The organism is bacterium, from assembly GCA_024228115.1.
Classification (GTDB): Bacteria; Myxococcota_A; UBA9160; order UBA9160; family UBA6930.
The window spans coordinates 18143-37653 of record JAAETT010000612.1 but is presented as its reverse complement, the minus strand read 5'-3'; the positions used below and the strand labels follow the sequence as shown (position 1 = coordinate 37653).

General features: G+C 70.2%; 9 protein-coding genes. 1 reads left to right on the top strand and 8 read right to left on the bottom strand.

Annotated elements, in window-relative coordinates:
* Window positions 1-465: 465 nt before the first annotated feature.
* A complete protein-coding gene (locus GY937_25590; GenBank protein ID MCP5060090.1) occupies window positions 466-1308 on the top strand; it encodes a cupin domain-containing protein in 843 nt (280 codons plus the stop codon).
* Between the two features lie 322 nt (window positions 1309-1630).
* On the opposite strand, the gene GY937_25585 is transcribed toward GY937_25590, so the two are convergent.
* Genes GY937_25585 through GY937_25550 form a run of 8 tightly spaced genes read right to left on the bottom strand, consistent with a single transcriptional unit; the run spans window position 1631 to window position 19511 of the window.
* Complete coding sequence (locus GY937_25585; GenBank protein MCP5060089.1) at window positions 1631-2323, bottom strand: hypothetical protein; 693 nt, start codon at window positions 2321-2323, stop codon at window positions 1631-1633.
* Window positions 2320-7215: a DUF4157 domain-containing protein gene (locus GY937_25580; GenBank protein ID MCP5060088.1), complete on the bottom strand. Its 4896-nt coding sequence runs from the start codon at window positions 7213-7215 to the stop codon at window positions 2320-2322. Before GY937_25580 ends, GY937_25585 begins: the two co-directional genes overlap by 4 nt.
* Window positions 7216-7250: 35 nt before the next feature.
* Window positions 7251-8312, bottom strand: a complete 1062-nt coding sequence (locus GY937_25575; protein MCP5060087.1) for a hypothetical protein — start codon at window positions 8310-8312, stop codon at window positions 7251-7253.
* 55 nt (window positions 8313-8367) lie between these two features.
* Complete coding sequence (locus tag GY937_25570; protein ID MCP5060086.1) at window positions 8368-11832, bottom strand: hypothetical protein; 3465 nt, start codon at window positions 11830-11832, stop codon at window positions 8368-8370.
* A 54-nt stretch (window positions 11833-11886) separates the two neighbouring features.
* Window positions 11887-14232, bottom strand: a complete 2346-nt coding sequence (locus GY937_25565; GenBank protein MCP5060085.1) for a hypothetical protein — start codon at window positions 14230-14232, stop codon at window positions 11887-11889.
* Complete coding sequence (locus tag GY937_25560; protein MCP5060084.1) at window positions 14219-16609, bottom strand: hypothetical protein; 2391 nt, start codon at window positions 16607-16609, stop codon at window positions 14219-14221. Before GY937_25560 ends, GY937_25565 begins: the two co-directional genes overlap by 14 nt.
* Complete coding sequence (locus tag GY937_25555) at window positions 16606-19134, bottom strand: hypothetical protein (GenBank protein ID MCP5060083.1); 2529 nt, start codon at window positions 19132-19134, stop codon at window positions 16606-16608. The genes GY937_25560 and GY937_25555 overlap by 4 nt, the downstream gene beginning before the upstream one ends.
* The gene (locus GY937_25550) at window positions 19134-19511 is read right to left on the bottom strand and encodes a GPW/gp25 family protein (protein MCP5060082.1); all 378 of its coding nucleotides are present in this window, start codon (window positions 19509-19511) and stop codon (window positions 19134-19136) included. The genes GY937_25555 and GY937_25550 overlap by 1 nt, the downstream gene beginning before the upstream one ends.

Below are 19511 nucleotides of genomic sequence, written 5' to 3'. Positions count from 1 at the left end.
GAGAATGGAAGCACGTGCAGCGTGTGGAAGTACGACCTTCCGTCCCGCCGCATGGGACTCGTCACCGCCAAGATTCGCGGGCGATACCCGGAGGGGGCAAGGTCGTCAATCGGGCTTGCGATGAGACGTATCTCGTCACGTCGGGCTCCTGCATTTTGCACGATGAAGGGGGCGATCATTCCATGACCGAAGGAGATATCTTCTTCTTTCCCACAGACTCGTGGTGGTGGGTCGAGGCGCAAGAAGTCTCCCTCGTCGTGTGCACTGCGCCTCCCTGGACCCCCGAACAGCACCGGCAGCTGAGTTAGGCCACCCGGAACCACGCGCTCGGGGGAGATGGAGCCATGAACAGAGTCTTCGAAGCGCGCGGCTACTTCACCGTCCCGGACGGCACCGAGGTGAGCCCCTTCCTCAACGCGAGTGACGTCATGCAGAAGGACGTACCCTGGGGGGGCTCTCGGTGACATGAGTATCGCGGCGGGAGCCATCGGCCCCAGGGTCAGCTCGTGGATCCACCGCCACCCAGCCGTCACCCAGGTGACCTACGTCGTTTCCGGTCAGCTTCTCATCTGGATGAAGGAGGAAGACGGCGGCAAGCCCTACTCGTTGCGAATCCGGCCGGGGCAAGCAGTCGTGTCGCAACCTGGCACGCTCTTCCAGCTCTGCAACGAGGGAGACGAACCGGCTCAGGTGCTCTACATCGTATCGCCTTCCTACGTCTTCGAGATGGACGGAGACACGGTCGTGTATGACGACGCCATTCTGGTGGCGCGAACGTGGGACGAGTTCGAACGAGCCGGAGGCGACTTGCCGGGGCTCCGGGTCGACGCATACCAGGCTCGCGCCGAGCGCGCAGAATCCGAACGACGCATCGCTGCGAGCAAGGGGATTCCGCAGGAGCCGCTCGAGAACGAGGACATCCGGAGGCTCCCGGAGAGCTACGACTACCTCGCCCCTGACGGTTCCGAGATCCGTCTCCTCGTCGAAGGGGGGAACGGCGGATTCGCCCACTGCGTCCTGCCCGCGGGAAGGACGTCGGCCCCAGTCCGGCACCGCACCGTGGAAGAGCTCTGGTACGTCCTGGGCGGGGAAGGCCAGGTCTGGCGGGGTCTCGACGACGCGGGGCGTGTCGACCTGGTCCGGGAAGGTGATTCGCTCCGAATTCCGGTGGGTACGGCCTTTCAATTCCGCGCCGGCGAGAAGGCCGACTTGCGGCTCCTGCTCGCGACCATGCCGACCTGGCCGGGTCCCCAGGAGGCGGTGGACACTCAAGGGGAGTGGACGCCGAACTCGGACCCAAGGAAGTAGCTGGCCTCGCAATCCTCACGGTACACAGGCCGTTCCTTCGAAGCCGTGTTGTGCCAAAGAGGCAGCCGATCCGGAAGGCGGGCAATCTGGACTCTTGGCATGGGCGCTGCTCTCGGCCTTGTGCGTTCTCACAACTCGGTCTGACCAACCTGGCAGAACTCGTTCGCTGAGCAGTGGGACGGGACCTGCCCGCGCGAGCTGCCAGACCGAAGGCCCACGCCAGCGTCAGGGTCCGCCATGGACCGAGGTCGGGAAGGTGGCGGTCCGTGGCGCCACCTTCCGTTCCGTCGGATGCAACACCAACGAACGCCGTGGCGACTGCTCAGCGAACCGGCGGAACGGGGAACGTAAGGTCCTTATAGGTGACGCGCGGCACGACCGGCAGCGCTGCGAGCGCGTCGACGAAACGCTGAGTCGGGGGGCTATGAACGTCCTCGACCGCTTCGATCACGACACCGTTCGCAGCTTCGCGGATCGTGCAGTCCGGAAGCCCTCGGAGTCCCGCGACGACGTCGTCGCCAAGGCCCTCGAGTGACACGTACGTCCACGGTGCGAACGTCCTCGGCACGTGCTCGTCCCGGAGGACCGCCGCCGGATTGTCAGACGTCAGAAGTCCCCCGAGCGTTGCGCACCGAGGTTTCAAGGCGCGGGTGACAGCATCGGCTGTCCGGACCAGGTAGGACCAGATGCGAGTGAACGCGGGCCCACCGAGTATGCTCGAGAGCACCAGGGACGAACCGGCGTCGCCCCCGTCGAGGAACGTGAGCGTGCTCACCCAGAGGACGTCGCCGAGGACCCCTGGCGGATGCCGGATTGAGATGGCCGTCATGGACTGCTCGAAGTCCACGTTGCGCTCGCCGCCGAGCGTCTCGACGTCCACGTCCAGCCACGGCACGGCCACCTGACCGTCGTCGCTCGGCATCGCCGAAACGAACCGCCGAGCGAGGCCTGTGGCGCCCGAGGGCTGCTCGTCGCGGGACAACACGAGGACGATGGCAACGGTCTTTGCTTTCAAGAGATCACGCTGAGGTCGAAACGCTTGCTTCTGCCTGGGATCTTGGTCGGCTGGGCTGCCGCGAACGCCGATAGCCCGGCCGCGCGGCTCTGGAGCAACGCCGGCGCCCCGCCGCGGACCTCGAGCCGAACACCGCCGATCGGGTCTCCATCATCGGTGGCGGGCGACGTGAGGTGGTCCTGAACCTGTGCAACTGCTTCGAGGACCCGGTCGAGCCGCTGCTCGCGCGTCCAGCGAGCCCGTCCGGTCCAGTTCTTCACCTCGACGACCGTGACGAGGTCTCCTTCGGTCCACTCGGTGTAGTCGGCACGGCGGTCTCCGACGCTGACCTCCACTCCACGTAATCGTGTAGGCAGGGTCGCCGCCTGGATGATCTGTCGCATCTGGGTTCCGAATCCGGCCGCGAACATGTACTTCAACCCGCTCGAGCTGCGCAGTTGTCCCTCGAACTGGTTCCGGAGACCTATGGCGTTGCCGGCGATCTCCCCGCTGCGCTGCATCGGCACGATCAGCGCGTCGTACTGATCCACCAACGCCTGATCCTGGGGCCGTAGCGTGTTCGTGACGTACGCGATGTCACCGTTGTCCCGGTCGGCGTACGCGCCATCCGCTGCTGAGCGTGCAGCCGATGCGGTGGACGCGGAGAAGGTGAACGCCTTGAACGCGGTGTTCAGGGCGCCATACGGGGCGTTCCCCTGGTGGATCTTCGGCTTGGCCCGCCCGACGACACCGATCACATCCTCGTTCGGCACCGGCCCGTTGGCTAGTTGAGTGAGCCTAGCCTGGACGGCGGCGTCGTTGATGAGCTTCGTATCATTGCCGACCCGGCTGTTCTCGCCGAGGAAACGATCGAACCCGGTCCGCTGCCCGAGCCAGTCCCCGACCAGGTCCCACTCGGGGACCCGGAGGTTGTCCGGCAGCCCGCCGAGCTGCTCGGTCGCGTAGAGGTGCGCCCCCGGCGGCATCTCCCCGAGCTGGTCGCTGAAGAACGCTACTGGATCCTCGATGCGACCCAACGCCAACAACTGGCTGACGGCCTGCGCGAACTGCCGTTGCTTGCTTTCGACCGAGTCATCCTCGACCGGCGGCGGGCTCTCGTCGGACGCGTGCTGCACCACCAGGCGCGCGAGCGCGTCTGCCTCCGTGTCGATCTGTGCCGCGAGCGCGAGCGCGTTCTGCTTCTTCGTCCGAAAGTCCTCGTTGTTGGCCATGCTCGACCACGGCGCGCGACTCGGGAGGTCGTTGACCCAATGCTCCGCGGGCGTGGGGGTCGTGTTGATCATCAGGCGCGCGTCGCTGCCTACCTGGTCGATGGTGACAGTGTGCGACTCGCCACCGCCGCTCGCCGGAGCGTCCTGGCCGATCTCCTGGTCGCCGCCGCTCGGATCGGTAGCGGCGTCGTCGTCGCGGGTCCCTCCGCCGCTGAAGAGCCCCTGCACGCGGCGGATGAGGCTCACGATCGCGTTGCGCACGGCCGCGCGCACGCTCTCCAGCACCTCGCGCACCTTGGTGGTCAGGCCGCCCAGGCCCAGCAGGTTGGCCAGCAGCGAGATGGCGATGGGGATGAGACTCGCGATGGCGTTCTCCACGGCCTGGGCGGCCGGCGTGATATTGCCGGCGACGATCGTGGCGATCATGTTCACGATGGAGGTGACGACGCCCCAGATTCGCTGGATGTTGGTGCGGAGGAAGTTGTAGACGTTCCACACCATCATCACGGCATTCAGCAGCGCGCCGACCGGGTTGAACATGGTCGCGATACGCAGGACGGCCTGGGTGACGATGGTCTCGATCAGGTAGTCCTTGATGCCGTCCACGACCGTGCTCCACAGCTGGGACAGGTCGTTCTGGATCTGCTCCCACAAGCCCTCCCAGCCGCCGGTGATCAGCGCGTCGACGTAGCGCCACACGAAGTCGAAGATTGCGCCCGCCGCTTCGCCTAGCACCTCGACGATGATGCTGCGGATGCCGGACGCCGTGAGGCCCAGAACCTGCAACACCAGGCCCAGAATGCCGACGATGTCCCAGCTCGTCGGCAGCGTGACGCCCAGCTCGCCCAGCGGTCCCACGATCCACCGGAAGAATCCCTCCTGAAGGTGGGTCAGGATGTTGTCGGCGAAGCTCCGGAAGCCCTGGCCGACGGCATTGATGACGTTGCCGACGAACGCGCCCGGGTCGTCGATGATCGTGTCGAGCGCCCCCATCGCCCGGGCGATGAGCGCGTAAAAGGCCTCGGGCGGGATACCGGCCAGGGTCAGGACGGCCTCGAGGATCATCCGCCCCAGGGCCGCCCAGTCGCCGGTCAGCAGCGCCTGCGCAAAGGCCAGCGCCGCGTTGATGGCCGCCTGGTAGGCCTCCAGGATCGCCGTGATGGCGCCACCGATGGCGTCCAACAGCGCGTTGATGCCCGCGATGAGCGCATCGGCCAGCGCGTTGACCGCCGAGACCGCCCGGTCGACCGCGGCGTTGACGAGCTGGGTCAGCGCGGCCGCCAGCACAGGGAAGATGTCCCCCAGCAGGTCGTCGATCAGCCCCGTCAGGACGTCGCCAAGGGCCTGGAGCGCGCTGACCACGAAGTCGCGGACGGCGTTGATGATCGCCGCCGCGGCCTCCTTGACCGCGTCGATGATCGCGCCCACGGCGCTGATGGCCGCGTCGAAGACATCGCCGATGAAGCTCGTCAACGCCGCGAATGCGCTGGAGATGGCGTCCGCCACACGGTCCCACCACGAGTCGTTCTCGGCGTCCCGCTCGGCCTCACGCTTCTTGCGCTCGGCCTCGGCCTCGCCCTCGCCCTTCACCCGCTCGGCGTCCCGCTCGGCGTCGGAGAACGCGTCGTCGATGCGCTGCTCGTCCTGCTCCACCCGGGCGTCGACGTCGTCCGCGAGCTTCTGCCGCTCCCGCTCGTTCTTGACCTCCGCCTCGTCGACCCTCTCGTGCTGCTGGCGCTTGGTGTCCTCCTTGTTGTCCTCGATGTTCGTCCGCGCCTCGGAGACGGCGAACTCCTGCTCGGCGTTGGCCTCCGCGTTGAGCCGCGCATTCTCCTGCTCGGCGCCCTGGACCTCCTGGGCCTGCTTCTCGTCCGCCTCGATCGCCGCGTCGTCGAGCTGGGTCTTCGCCTCGGCGAGCGTCGCGTCGATCTGCGCCTGGCCCTGGGCGTCGGTCTCGGCCTGGATCTCGGCGGTGACCGTCCCGGCCGCCTCGATCTCCGTCATCCGCCCGATCTCGGGCAGGGGCTCGGACGCCGGCGCCTGGGCCTCCTCGATGAGGCGGGCGTCGCGGATGCTGCGAGGCTGCACCTGCTCCGGCCCCGGGCCGTTGTCAACGTTGGCCGCCGCCTGACCCCGCAGGGTCTCCGCCTGCTGGGCCGCCGTCTGCGCCTGCTCGGCCGCCTGCGCCGGGTCTGCCGACCCGGTCAGCTCCACGGGCGGCGGCAGCGGCGATGTCTCCAGGCTGTCCAGCGATGTCGGCACCTGGCCCAGCGCTGCCGAGAAGTTGCGCTGGGCCGCCGACGAGTCCCCGTCGGCCCCGAACGCGATCCGCGGCGTGGCGGGTGTGGCCGGAGCCGCGGGCGTCTCGGTCGCTTCCGGTTGGACCTGCCCGGTGTCGGCGCCGGGCTCCGGAACCTGCTCGCCTAGCGACAGCGTCGTCGGCGCGGCTGAGGCCGGCGTCGGAGCCTGCGACGCCGGCCCCAGCTCCGCTTGCGGCGTCGGGAATGCGGCCGTCGTCGCCTGGGTATCGGCTGCCAGCGAGCCGTCGATGTCGCCGCTGACCGAGCTCCACTCGTCGGCCTGGGCGAAGTAGGACTTGTCGAAGAAGGTCCTGGCCGTGTCCGTCGCCCGGCGCAGTACGGGCCCGTCCGACGGCACGGCCGAGCGGGGCAGCGTCCGGCCGTCGTTGATGGGCTCGGGTGCTTCCGCCGCGCTCGGATCCGGCTGGATCGCCACGTTGGCCCGCGCAGGCTCGGCGCCCGCAGCGCCGTCGGCCTCGACCGCCGCCGGTGCGCGCCAACGGACCGCCCACCCGTCCGCCTCGTGCTCAACCGGGTCGCTGGGCTGCGACACCGCGGGGAGACCAGCCAGCCGACCTGTCCGGTACTGCGCGACGTGGGCCAGCTCGTGGGCGAGCAGCGCGAGGCCATCGCTCGACTGCAGCGCGAACCGCCCCTCAGCGAAGTAGACGTGGGTACCGATGGTGAACGCCTCGGCATGCAGGCGCTCTGCCGCTCGGGCCGCCGCGGTGTCCGTGTGGATGGACACGTCGCGCAGCAGCTGCGCCGGCACGCCGGGCAGCAGCGTCTCCAGACCCGACGGAAGCGCCTCCCCTCGGCTCACCCGCGCGAGCAACCGCGCCTGGGCCAGCCGCTCGACCGGGCGCAGCGCCGACTGGTGAGACCGCCGCAGCACGGGCGCGTCCTCGACCGGCGATGGAGCCGCCCGCTCTGGCGCCGCGTCCTCCGCCTCCTGCGCCAGGTCGGGCGCGGGCTCGGGGCCTTGCTTGGGCTCCAGTTCAGGAACCGGCCCTGGCGCCAGCTCTGGCTCGACGGCCTCGTCGACCGGCGCCGACGCCACCTCCGGCTCGTCCAGCGGCGCCTCCAGCTCTAGCGGTGACGGCTCCGGCGACTCCGCGGCCGCCGCGTCCGGCTGAACGGCGGTCGACTGGTCCTCCATCGCCTCGGCCGGGACCTGCTCCAGCTCGGCCGGCAGGGCCGACGCCTCCTCGGCCTCCCCGGCCGACTGCATTCCCTCGGCAGGCCCCGCCGCGACGAGTTCCCGCCACGGAGGCAAGCGCACCTCGGCCGCGGCGCTCTCGCCTTCATCCTTCGCAACCTGGGCGCGCGTCTTGCGGGCCGCGGCCTTCACCGTCACCTCCGCCCGCTTCTTGTCGCGCACCACTGTCATTCGATTCGCGGCCCCCCCGCGCGGGGCTACCCCGCGTCAGTCCCGAGCGCCGTCAGCTCGGCCTTCGCCCTGTCCAGCGCTGCCTCGGCCGCCTCGCGCTCCGCGGCCAGGTTCGCGCCTGCTTCGGCCAGACCGCCCTCGTGCGCCACGGCTTGGTCCAGCTCGCGTTCGAGGGCCTCTAGCTTCGCGGCGCTCGCGCCCCGCCGTTTCGAGAGCGCCTCGTACTTCGTCGACCGCTTGGACTCGTAGCCATCCATCTCAGCGTCGATCCTTCGCAGCGACGTCCGGTTCCGAGATACCTTTCGGCGCACCTTCTTCACGCTCGCGGCGGCCTCGGCCTTGGCCGCCTTCAGCTCGGCCTCTCGCTCGTCCAGCGCGTCCACAGCCGACTGGAGCTTCTCGACGGCTTCGGCCCTCGCGTCACGCACCTTCACAAGCTCAGCTCGGCGCGCCGCCAGCTCTTTCTCGCGCTTGAGCGAGACGCCGACGGGCTCCGCCACCTCCGTCGGCCCGCCCTTGCTTTGCGGCGGCGCCGTCCCCTTCGTCTTCGCCGCCGGCACCGTGAAGTCGCGCCGCAGCCGGGCGCCCGGCCCTACCCCCTTCAGCGACCCCTTGCTGATCACGGTGCCGCGCTCGTCGGACACCTGGACGAGCGCGGCGGCCTCCGCGTCATCCACCGCCAGCGCGTACCACCCGCCGACGTCCGAGGCCGTCCACGCATCCACCTCGTCCTTGCGCCCGAGCACTGCCACGGTCGTGCACGGCACGGCCGCTCCGCGGTCGTCGACGGTGCGGCCCCACAGTGCGAAGCCCTTGGAGGACGCCGGCCTGGACTTGATCTCCACGGCCCGAGCCATCACGCGCCCGTCGGCCTCTCCAATGGTGGCGGACACCGCGGCCAGGTGCGCCCGGTGGCGCGCGGCTCGCTCCGGCCGCTGCTTCGCGGCCCGGGCGAGCGCATTCCTCCTGGCACGGAGCATCCCCGCCCGGGCGACCAGCCCGTCCAGCTCCAGGCGCTCCTGGGCCTTCGCTGCATCCTGGATGCACTCGGCCACCTCGCTGGCGGTCGTCGGTAGCTTGTTGGCCATTTCTTGTGCCTCCGGTGTTTCGTTGGATGTCTGCCTTCTTCCAAGCGTCGGGCGCCTAGAGACGAACGACTTTCCGGATCGCGTCGTTGGCGGCACGGGTCTGGCCGCGGTCGCCATCCAGCCGGAACAGGAGCGCGCCCAGCGCCTTGACCAGCGCGTCACACCGGAGCTCGGCGTCGTCCGTAGCGGCCCAGCCGTCGTAGATCGATCGGTTCCGGTGCCCGCTATCGGCGCCCTCGACAGGGTCGATGCGCAGGAAGCAGTGGGTCGCCATGTTCGTCGTCAGCTCGGACGCGAAGGTGCCCCACCACAGCATCGAGAACAGTGCCCCCCTCGGGGTCTCCACGACCCGGTTGTTGCCGCCCTGCACGGCGCGCGCGAGCCCCCAGACGTCGAAGACGATGAGCGTCCGCGAGAGGTCCGCGCGGAACGTGTTGCCGTGGGCGCTGACGCTGTCCATACTGGCCAGGAGGTGCTGGAACAACAGCGGGCCGGAGTCGGCCTCCGCGCTGCCGCCGACGGTCACCTGGTTGTCGACGAAGTGGACCAGGCCCGCCTCGCCCCCGCTCGCCGGAGGCTTGGTCGTCCCGCCGAAGTCCTCACCCCACCCGCCCAGGTTGAGCAGGAGGATGCCCGTCCCCAGCCCGCCGGCGCCGACAGCGTCACGCACCCTCAGCGACGTCAACACGTTCGACTGCACCGACACCGGCCCGTACGCGACCGTGGTCAGCGGCCGCCCCTGGGGCACGCTGATACGGTTGTCGTGCATGGTCAGCGCGTCCAGCCCGGACCAGCGTCCCGCGCTTTCGAACACCGGCAGGACCACGCGCAGGATGACCCCGCCCGCGAACTCGTTGTCGGGTGTGACGGTCCCCGAGCCATTGTTCTCCGCGTGCACGTGCTCGATGACCACGCCGCTGGCCAGCCACGTGGAGATGACCGCGAGCGCGACGTCGCGGCCCGCGCCGTTGTCGTTGATCTCGTTGCGGTGGATGTGAAGTCGATTGACGTCGGCCAGAGTGATGCCGCCGTGGCTGACGTTGTTGGTCAGGTAGTCGGAGATCTCGACGAACTCCCCGCGGCAGCAGTTCGTGATGACGTTGCCCGAGATGCGCAGATCGTCCACGAAGATGGTGTCATCGGGAAACCCGTTGCCGTCGACGTCGTCGAAGAACCACGCCACGGCGATGCCGTCGGCGCCCATGTCCCGGATGCGGTTGCGGCGGATCTCCACGTCCTCGAGGATGCCCTCGGACACCAGGACGACCTCGTCGTCAGGGTCTCTCCAGCCGCCCGGCCTGTACCCGAGCTTCAGGCAGCCGTCCTCCCAGTACCAGTAGTAGAAGCCCCAACCCCAGAACCAGCCGGGGAAATCGCCCGAGACCTCCTCGGTGGTCACGCTCCCCAGGGTGATGCCCGCGCCGTTGCCGCCGCTGATGCCGTTGTCGACCACCCACACGTCGGCGCTGTTGCCGGCGATGCGCACGCCGCCGGCGCCGCGCCGTATCGGGCTCTCGCCCTCCTCGGCCGTTATCGTGTTGCCGGTGATCCGGACGTTCACACCCTGGGTCCACACCAGCGGGATGCGCCCGGCCGGGCTGCCGGGCTCCGGGTCCTCGGGCAGCCCCTCCGCTCTCAGGTGGCTGCCCGCCAGCGTCAGCGTCGCCCCGTCGTCGAACGTGACCGCGCCGTAGTCCCGAGCCTGCATGGTGCAGTTCTCGATGGTCACGCTGCGCGTCGAATCCCTGTCCTCGGCCACGCGCACGCACCAGAACTCGCGAGCCACCACCTTCAGGCCGTCCAGGGTGATCCGCTCGCTGTCGACTACGAATACGGCCGGGGTCGTGGCGCCTGCGCTCACCTCGATCAAGCTCCGGTCACCGCACCCGTGGACGCGGATGTCCCTGCGGTCGCGGATGGTGATGGGGTCGGTGTAGGTCCCGGGCAGGACGCAGACCTCGCCGCCCTCGGGGGGGAGCTCGTCGATCGCCTTCTGGATCGACGTGTAGTCGCCGTGGCTGACCTCGCCGTCACCCACCGTTACCGTGCAGCACGTCTTGATGCGCGTCAGCGGCCGAAAAGTCTCGCGGCAATCCCGCACGTCCGGCGCACCCGTCCAGTCGATGACCGCCAGCGGGCACAGGTAGGTCGTGACGCCGTGGGGCGCGCGCCCGTCGGCGTGCTGGAGATCCCACGGCACCACCTGCGACGGCGTGTGAGGCCGCGCGGCGATGATCCAGTGGGCGTCCGCGCCGACGTCGCTGCCGTTGAGCTGCACCGTGATGCCGGTGTTGCCCAGGGTGACCGCGGCGCCACCCGGCGTGATGCCAATGCGCGGGTCGCTGCCCAGGTCCGTCCCGCGGTCCCACAGACGCAGGAAACACTCGAAGTCACGGGGGTCGCCCTGGTCGTCCAGCGCCGCCTCCGCATGGGCGGCCGCCAGCGCGTTGAACCCAGCGGGCGGGTGGCCGTCCACGATGATGGTCCGGCTCGTCGGGTCGTAGCCCGTGACCACGGGAGCGAGATGCCCGTGACCGACCGACAGCAGCTCGCCACCCGCCTGCTCCTCGCACCGCCCATGCCCCTCGCCGACCAACTCGCGATTGGGGTCGAGGATGGCCGACAGGGGCACCAGCTCGATGTGCTGGTCCGCCAGCGGCCAGTGGGCCTGGTCCTTCGGCTCGGTCAGGAACGTAATCGTCGTCCGGGGCGGTGCGACCGCAGTGTTGATGCTCACGCGGTACAGCGGTGCCCCGTTGTCGTACCCCCAGGTGAGCGCTGCGGCCGACCCGGTGCCGGTCGGATCGACCAGCTGCACGCGGATGGCCGTGTTCCTGGCGCCCAGGTAACCCTCCGCGATCTCGGGCGCGCACAGATCCTCCTCGTCGCCAGTCTCGTCGAAGTCCACGACCAGACGCAGGTCGTTGTCGAGCGCCGCCGTGTCCGCCTTCCACCCGCCGCGACCGTCGGTCTGCAGCTGCGCCGTCAGCTCGGACCAAGCGCCGGAGCACGTGGTGTCGTCGACGCCGACCATCCGCACCCGCGCCATGGTCCGCACGCGCTGGGACGTGTCAGGCCCGCCCAGGGCCTCCTCGAAGAGCTCACCATCCTCGACCGCACTCACCGGTTGCTGCCAGACCTCCAAGTAGATCAAGTCGCCGTCCCTGCCCCCGTCGCGCGCCCGGTCCGCCGTGCGTTGGAGCAAGAAGTCCGGCTGATCCGACAGTCTTATGTCCGCCTCGATCCCGACCCGCAGCCCGCCCACGTACATCGTCCCCGCCTTCAGGGTGAGGTCGACCAGCCCGCCGACGGCTGCCGGCGGCCCCTCCACCTTGAACCCGTCGTCCGGGCTGCCGCAGGGGCCCACCAGGTCGATCAGGGCGAGGCGCGCGCCCTCGGCGTCCAGCGCGGCGGCCTCGTTGAAGTCGTCGTCGGTGAGCACCCGCCCCTGCTGCATACGTACGCCGGCGTAGTGCTTGAGCGGCTGGGTCGCGTCTCTCGAGAGGTCGACGGTGGCCATTGGACTGTCCTCGTGGTTGTGTCGGGCCGCACGCGGGCGGCCCGGTGCGAATCATCAGGTCTCGTGGAGCAGAACCGGGAGTAGCCCGAAGGGCATGTACTCCTCGAGCTTCGCGCGCAGCGCGCGCTCCTTCAGCGGTCCGTGCAGGTCGTGGAAAGCGCCCATCTCGCCGTCGTCCTCCGCGCCGGACGCGATGGACGCGTGAGCGTCCAGGTCGTCGTCACTGCCGCTGACCCGCACAGGTGCGTCCGAGAGCTGCGCGTAGCCCGGGTCGCCGAAGGTGCGGGACACCAGCAGCGGCTCCGGGTTGACGAAGAACGCCGACTCGTAGGGGTGCGGCAGCTTGTCGCGGCTGGCCTCGCTGGCCGCCGAGAACCGGAAGCAGCCATTCTGGGTGTCGAAGACGTCACCGGTCCCGGCGACCAGGCTGTCGGTCGCCCACAGGCGGTGCACGTTCAGGTCGGCCAGCACCGTCACCCGGGCCAGGTGAACCTCCGCCCCGGCCAGCGCGACCGGGCCGGTCACGGCTGGCGCCGCCAGGTCGGTGACCTGCGGGTCCAGGATGCTGTCGGAGACCTCCAGGATCTTCACCGAATCGGCGCCCGTGCCGGACAGCTCGATGCGCGACACGATCGACGACTGCACCACCAGCCGCTCGACAGCGCCGTCGACGCGCAGGAGCACCGGGAAGATGTCGCTGCCGGCCGCGTCCTTTCCGCCCGGATCCAGCGTGCAGCCGCGAATCTCGACCAGCTCGAAGTCGCCGTCCAGCACGATGGCCCGCGGCGCCCCGACGGCACCCAGCCACAGGCCGTCGAGCAGAAGGTAGGCGTCCGGGTCGTCGGGCCCGGCGCCGGCCTGGCCGTCGAAGGTGAGATCCCCGGACAGCTGCAGATACGGGCGCACCTGGTCGCCGGCGCGCCACGCCAGCTCGCTGAACGGAGCGCCTGGGCCGGTGACCGACGGGTAGGTCCGGCTGTCACCCACCGTCGTCGTGTCCTCGGCGGCCAGCGCGATGGCGGCGCCGTCGACGATGTCGGGGCTGCCCAGATCCGGGAGCGTCCGGTCATCGTCGGCCCAGGGCAGCTGCTCCCGATCCCAGGGGCCGGCTCCGACCCAGCCGCTGAAGCCGAAGCGGTAGTCCACCAGCGGCGCGTCGACGGTCACGGAGCCGTCCAGCACGAAGCGCCCGCGCTCGGTGTCCACCAGCACCTGGCGCCCGGTCGGCACCGTGGCGCTGCCTGCGACGCGGCCCGCGCCCACGTGCTCTTGGGCGATGGCGTCGCCCGGGGTCGCGGTGTCGGGCGTCACGGCCAGCGATGGCTCGTCGTCCTGCAGCAGGATCGCGCGCCTGGTGTCCTCGAGGAGTGCGTGGCGACGCACGTAGACCAGCAGGTCGGCCCAACCCGCGCCCACCGTCGCCTCGAGGGTCGCGCGCAGGCGCTGGTCGGAGGCGACCCGATGTCCGCGCACGCCCTGCAGCGCCGCGGCCCAGCCCGCCGGGACGGCGCCCAGGTCGGCGATGACGTCTGCCGCGATGTTGGCGATGACCGCCGAGGTGATCTCGAACACGCCGTGGCCCAGGAGCCGGCACCGGATCGGGAGCGGCAGTTCGGCCTCGGCAGCGCTGCGCCAGTCGTCGTAGTCATAGCCCTCGCCCCGCGAGCGCCGCGCGAACAGCGCCGTGTCGCGCCCCGAAGGGTCGAACGTGTGGAAGTCGCCGTCCGCGTCCGTGAGCAGCCGCGGGTCTGCAGCGTCGACGCCCCACGAGCCCAAGCGGTAAAGGTGCACGGCCAGGCGGTTGATGCCGTAGCGGCCGTCGGTGCCCTGCGGGCGCCGCAGGTCGGGCGTGTGGTGGAGCTCGTCGAAGGGCGAGCCCGCCAGCTCGGCCCCGACCGGTGATCGCAAGCCCGCCAGGCCGAAGACCGGCGTCCCGGTGAGCGCGCCAGCCGTCGGCGCCGGGTCCAGGCCGTGAGGCGCGCGCCCCAGCCGCCGGAACTGTTCGCGGACCACCCCCTCCCAACCAGTGATGTCGGCGATGAGCTCCTCGAGCACGCGCAGGGTGCCGGCGCGCCGTCGATAGTAGATCGTCTTGGCGACATCGATGCGCTGGGCTCGCGCAAGGAGCGCCTGCACCAGGCGGGTGCCCACGAGGTCGCCCAGATAGGGCACCGCCCACGGGTCAGCCAGCTCGATGAATGCGTCGTCCCACAGCCGGTCGTGGCTCCGCCGCAGCTCGGCGGCGTTCTCGCCGATGATCTCCACCAGCTGCCGCAGCGTGCCGGGCGGCCCGGCCAACTCGTCCTGCGCGCGGGTCCACGACGGCACCAGCTCCCACAGCTTCTCGGTGAGCCACTGCTCGTAGCCGTCCGCGGCCAGACTGGGGTCACGCGATGCCATAAGCCATCCCGTTGATGGAGAACGCGCCGCCCTCCAGGTCGAAGTAGCGCCCCTGCCCCGGGGCCACAGACTGGCCCGTGGCCACGCCCTCCGAGCCCAGCTCCTTCCAGCGGAGGCGGACCGACAGCACCCCGGAGACGCCCTGCACCATTGCCCGGATCCTACTGAACCGGAGCCGCGTGCCGATGCCGATGCGCTCGTGGCACAGCAACCCGGTGCTCGTGTCGGCCAGCGCCGCCGTCACCGCTGCCTCCACGTCCTCGGCGACGTGGTCGGGATCGATGTCGACGGTCAAGGCCAGGTCGATGGGAACGGCCTCGGCGATGCCGACCTCGAAGGGCGTGTTCGGGTCCGACACCCCCTTGAGCCGCGCCAGGATGTCGGCCTGCAGCGAGTCGGCGCCGATGTACCAGACCCTCACCACCGTCCGCTGGCCGCGGGTGGCCCAGGCCCAGGCGACCTTCGCCGCAGTGACACCCGGGTAGGCCGACACGACGGCTTGGTAGTCCAGGAGCGACACCGCGCGGCCGAGAAACATCGCCTGCTGCGGCGCACAGGTCCGAATCCCGTCGGCGTCCTCGGCCTCCTCGCCGCCCGCCGCCGCGATGGGCTGGCTCACCCCCGCGAGCCCGGCCATCGGCTTGGCGATCTGCTTGATGGACCCCGCCTCGGGCGCGGCCGCGCCGGCACCGAACCGGAAGCTGGCCACCACGTTGCCCGAGCCCGTCGTCAAGCGTGCGCCGCGCAGGCCGTCGCCGAAGGTCACGGTGGCCGCGCCGTCTTCGTCGCAGCGCACGACGTAAACCCGGGCCGTCGCGGACTGGCCGTAGAAGCTCGTCACCTGCTCCCAGCGCACGCCGTCGATCCACACCTGCAGCGTGCTGGCCAGCCCTGAGGCGGTGGTGGCGCTGGTCAGGTACGTCAGCGGCTTCTTCTTCAGCGTGAAGCTCTGGTTGCCGACGGTCGCGTCGCCGCTGCCCAGGACCTCCCGGGAGACCGTCTCGCCGCGGCTCGCCTTCGCCACGTTCCCCCACGCCTCCACTGGCAGGGTCATGGTCGGGCGGGTCTCCACATCGGCCTCTGGCGTAAGCAGCGCAGTCTCGAAGTCCACGCTGCCGTTGAACGCGACGGCCTGCTCGTTCAGGTCGGTGACGAAGAAGCGGGCGCCGCCGGAGTCCTCGAAGGGCTCCCTCATCGGGCCGTCCAGCGCCAGCGCGTCCGTCGGCCCGAGCTCGGTCTTCGGCATCGCCGTCGGCGTGCCGACCAGCGCCATGCCGTGGTGGACGGCGATGTACTTCTTGTTTGCGTTGGTGATCGACGACGTGGTGGCCGTGTTGCGACTGGCGTTGCTCAGGTAGGCGTCCAGGTCGATCACGGTCGTCGGCAACTTGGCCTTCCCGACGTTGATGTCGGTGCTGACCGTCACGTCGAACGGCTTCTCCTCGATGTAGTCGACCTCGAACCAGGCGATCTGGGTGCCGTAGGTCACCAGGATGTGGTCCTCGGGCCGGATCGAGCGCGCGACGCCCTCGAGCGTGAGCTGGTCGGCTTGCACGACCGTCACCGTCGTCAGCGTCCACAGCCCCGTCGTCTGGGTGGGCCGATACAGGCGGATGTCTGCCAGCGCCGTCGCCTCGCTGATGCCGCCGAGGTCGCCGTCCAGCGAGACCTGGCGGTAAGGCTTCCCGTTGTCATCCTGGACGTCCTCGACGGCCTCGACGCGGCGCGCGATCGACGTGTACATGCTGCCGTTGGCCTGGACCAGGACCAGGTCCCCCTCGGCGACGGCGCCGGCGGTGCGCCGCGCCAGCAGGAACACGGCGCTACCGCTGTCCAGCACGCCCGCGTCGGCAAGGCTCGTTGGCTGGGGCGCCGCGATGTCCCACCGGTTGCGGGCCGGGTGGATGATCGTCTCGGCGTTCAGCTCGAAGACCTGCGGCGGCCCGCCGTCCACGGCTCCCGACCGGAACGCCGTGCCCAGGGGCAGGGTCACCGCGCGACGCCCGTCGGCCTTCAGCGCCAGCTCGACCGTGGCGCCCACCGCTGGCGTCGGGACGTAGCCCAGCAGCTCCACCAGCTTGCGGAGGCTGTGGCGCCGCCGTGCGGTCCGCAGGTACGCCTCGTGGGCGTGGACCTCGTCGTAGAACGACAGGATGTCGCCGAGATACGCCCACATCTCGAGCAGCATCAGCCCCAGGTCTGTCCCCTCGCGCGCGGTCCAGCGGGCGAAGGGGATGGCGTGCTCGGCGTCGGTGATGGCCGACAGGAGCAGCGCGCGCAGCTCCGGAAAGCCCACCAGTTGGCGCGCGATGGTGTCCAGGCCGGGCTCAATGTCCGACTTGGGCCAGGCCGGGCGTTGGTCACACAGGCAGCTCATGCGCCCCCCTCCATCACGAGCTGCAGGCTGCCCCGCTCCGGGTGCAGCGGGTCGTTGCTCACGCCGACGACCGCGTTGCTCTCGACCTCAAGGCCCTGCGGGTCCAGCGCCTGCCAGTCGAGGAAGCCGCGGCGCCGGACCTCGACGGCGCGAACCGCCTCCACCCCGGGCACGGCGTGGATGGCCGCCTCGAGCGCCGAGCGATGCAACGTGTCACCGAAGGCCCACCGGTCCGGCGCGAAGAACCCGGAAGCGCCGTCGGCGCCCACCAACGCGTCGCGGATCTCCGCCTCGACCTGCCCGCGGTAGCGGCTCGACGCGACGCAGATGGTGAGCTTCAGGTCCAGCCACGCGAAGACCGGGTCCTGCACGTGGGCCTCGTGCCCGGCCAGGCGGAAGCGCTCGAGCTGCGCGCTCACGACGTCGCGCGTCGCCTCGTCCAGCGTCACGCGCCCGATCGGGTCGGGCGTCGCGAAGACAGTGTGCCAGCTGCCGGTCCAGCGCACCTCGGCCCCGGCCCGATCCACCGAGTCGAGGCGCTCCAGCGCCTCCTCGTAGTCCTCCTCGGTGACCGCCCGGTAGGTCACGGCCCGCCACGCCTCGGGCGCCAGGCGCCGGACGTCTTCGAGCGCCTCGGCCTCCAGCCCGTTGGTCAGCGCGGTGGGGTTCGTCGCCGCCTCGACCCCCGGGAGTGCGTTGCTGGTGGCGGGGTCGACGAGCTCGAACTCGCGGCCCGCCGGCACGTTGCCAAGCGCCCCGCCACCGAGCCGGTAGCGCAGGGCGAACTTTGTGCCGCGCGCCGGGGACATGCCGAACTCACCATCGCCGAAGCGAATGGAGTACCCGTCACCGGTGCGGTAGTCGTAGTGGCGGATGGGATCGGGATCGTCGCGCCAGTAGCGCACGACCTCCTTCCACAGTCCGTCGTCCAGCGTGAAGGCCTTGTCTGACGAAACGGCGCTTGGCGACCCCAACAGGCTCCGCTGCCAGTCCCAGGTGTCGCCGCTGCCGCCGGTGGGGTCGACCTCCTGCAGCCAGACCTCGGGCTTCTGACTCAGGGCCAGGGTCTCGGTGTCGGCCACCTTTCCGATCGCCGTGTCGTCCTCGGGCACCCAGCTCAGCGGAATCTCGTCCGAGCCAGGTTCCTCCTCCGGGACACCCAGGCCGCGCAGGAACACCGCGCCGCCACCCGGCCCGGTGCGCTCGACGGCGTGCGGCACCTCGCCGCTCCACGCGTCGGCCTCGGGCCGGATCGTGAAGGGCTCCGGGGCCGCGCGCCAGTCCGGTCTCGTCTTCCCGGCTACGATGGGCACCACGTTTCCGTGCACGAGCAGCACGTCCAGGTCCATGTCGCTCGCGGTGACCCAGGCGTCGGACCAGCTCAGGCGCGTGTAGTTGGTCCCGGTCAACGCGTCCGTCGCCTCAACCACCTGATCGGGATCGTCGAGCACCACCCAGTTCACGCGAACCGGCAGCGCCGCGTCGGCCGGGACCGCACGCAGCAGGAGGCGTCGCGGGTAGGCTGGCAGCGCGTCGAAGTCCGCCTTGACCCACCCTTCCAGGTCCAGGCTCTTGCTTCCGGCCTTCAGGCAGGTGTCGTCCTCGTCCCAGATGTAGGGCGCCAGCCCGTTCAGTGCTGCGTCGACGATGTACGGGTCGGACGCCGCGCGACGCGTGATCATGTCCTCGATACTGGTGCCGACCTCGAAGACGATGGGCTTGCCGTCGTCGCGCGTCGCCTGTGCCGTCGCGCCGGCGGGGATGCTCACGGTCCCGGCGCCGCCGGTGACCTCGACGAGCAGCCACCCCGACGCAGCCAACCCGTCGTGCATCTCGAAGTCGACGAAGCGCGCGTGCCGGCGCACCGAGCGCCGCTGGGACGCCGTCTCCAGGTGCGCTTCGCGGGCGTGGCGATCCTGGGTGTAGGTCATCTCGTCGGCCAGGGCGGCCATCGACTCGAGCATCGTCATGCCCAGGTCAGCCTCCAGCCGGTCCTTCCAATGGGGGTGCCGCAGGCTGACCAGCTCTAGCAGCGCCTGCCGGTAGCTCCGCCAGTCGCGCGCCGAGTAGTCGATCGGAACGTCGACCGGCTCGTCCTCGGCGCAGATTGCCTCGGGCTCCTTGCAGTCCAGGCGGCTCTCGCAGCCCGCCTTGAACGTGAACTCCACCGAGCCGAAATAAGGGTCGACCAGCGCCGGATTGTCGGGCAGGGACAGCGTGTAGATCGAGAAGTCCCCCGGCGACACCGTCTCGACGCGCAGCGCGGGCCGGCCGAAGGTCGCGAGCGGCTCCCATGACAGCCCGGTGACCTCGACCGTCGGCACGCTGCTGTCGGGCGACGTGCTCTCGATGGTAACGTCGGTTTCCGCCGTGAACTTCGACGCCGTGAACGCCGACGTGACCGCCGTGTCTGCCCCCAGGAAGAACACCCACAGGGTCTGCTGGGTCGACGGCTCCACTCGGATGAAGTCGATGCCGACGAGGGACCCGTTGGCCTGCAGCAGCGGGAGGCGGTCCTCGGCCATCAGGGCGTCACCTCCAGGTTGAGGATGCGCCGCTCCTGCCGCGCCCGCAGCAAGTAGCTGACCCGCACCTCGAGGGTGGCGTCGTTGGCACGCGTGACCACGTCGTCGACGCGGATGACCGTGCCCATCCACTTGTCCAGCGCGGACTGGATCGAGACGTTCAGCAGCCCGACGGCTGCCTCGGAGTTGGGCGCGAACACCGTCTGCGCCAGGCCGCACCCGAAGTCCGGTCGGTTGACCCGCTCGCCGGGCGCCGTGAACAGCACCTGGAGCATCATCTGCTCGACGTGCTCGGCGTGGCTCGGCTCCTCCGCGAACATGCCGCGTCCGCGGTCGATGCCGGGCGGGAATCGGAACGAGTGGATGGGGTCGGGCAT

Bases quoted from the DNA above. Each gene is read 5' to 3' on its own strand.
- GY937_25590 (MCP5060090.1), top strand. From the start codon at position 466: ATGAGTATCGCGGCGGGAGCCATCGGCCCCAGGGTCAGCTCGTGGATC.
- GY937_25575 (MCP5060087.1), bottom strand. From the start codon at position 8,312: ATGGCCAACAAGCTACCGACGACCGCCAGCGAGGTGGCCGAGTGCATC.
- GY937_25570 (MCP5060086.1), bottom strand. From the start codon at position 11,832: ATGGCCACCGTCGACCTCTCGAGAGACGCGACCCAGCCGCTCAAGCAC.
- GY937_25565 (MCP5060085.1), bottom strand. From the start codon at position 14,232: ATGGCATCGCGTGACCCCAGTCTGGCCGCGGACGGCTACGAGCAGTGG.
- GY937_25560 (MCP5060084.1), bottom strand. From the start codon at position 16,609: ATGAGCTGCCTGTGTGACCAACGCCCGGCCTGGCCCAAGTCGGACATT.
- GY937_25555 (MCP5060083.1), bottom strand. From the start codon at position 19,134: ATGGCCGAGGACCGCCTCCCGCTGCTGCAGGCCAACGGGTCCCTCGTC.
- GY937_25550 (MCP5060082.1), bottom strand. From the start codon at position 19,511: ATGCCCGACCCCATCCACTCGTTCCGATTCCCGCCCGGCATCGACCGC.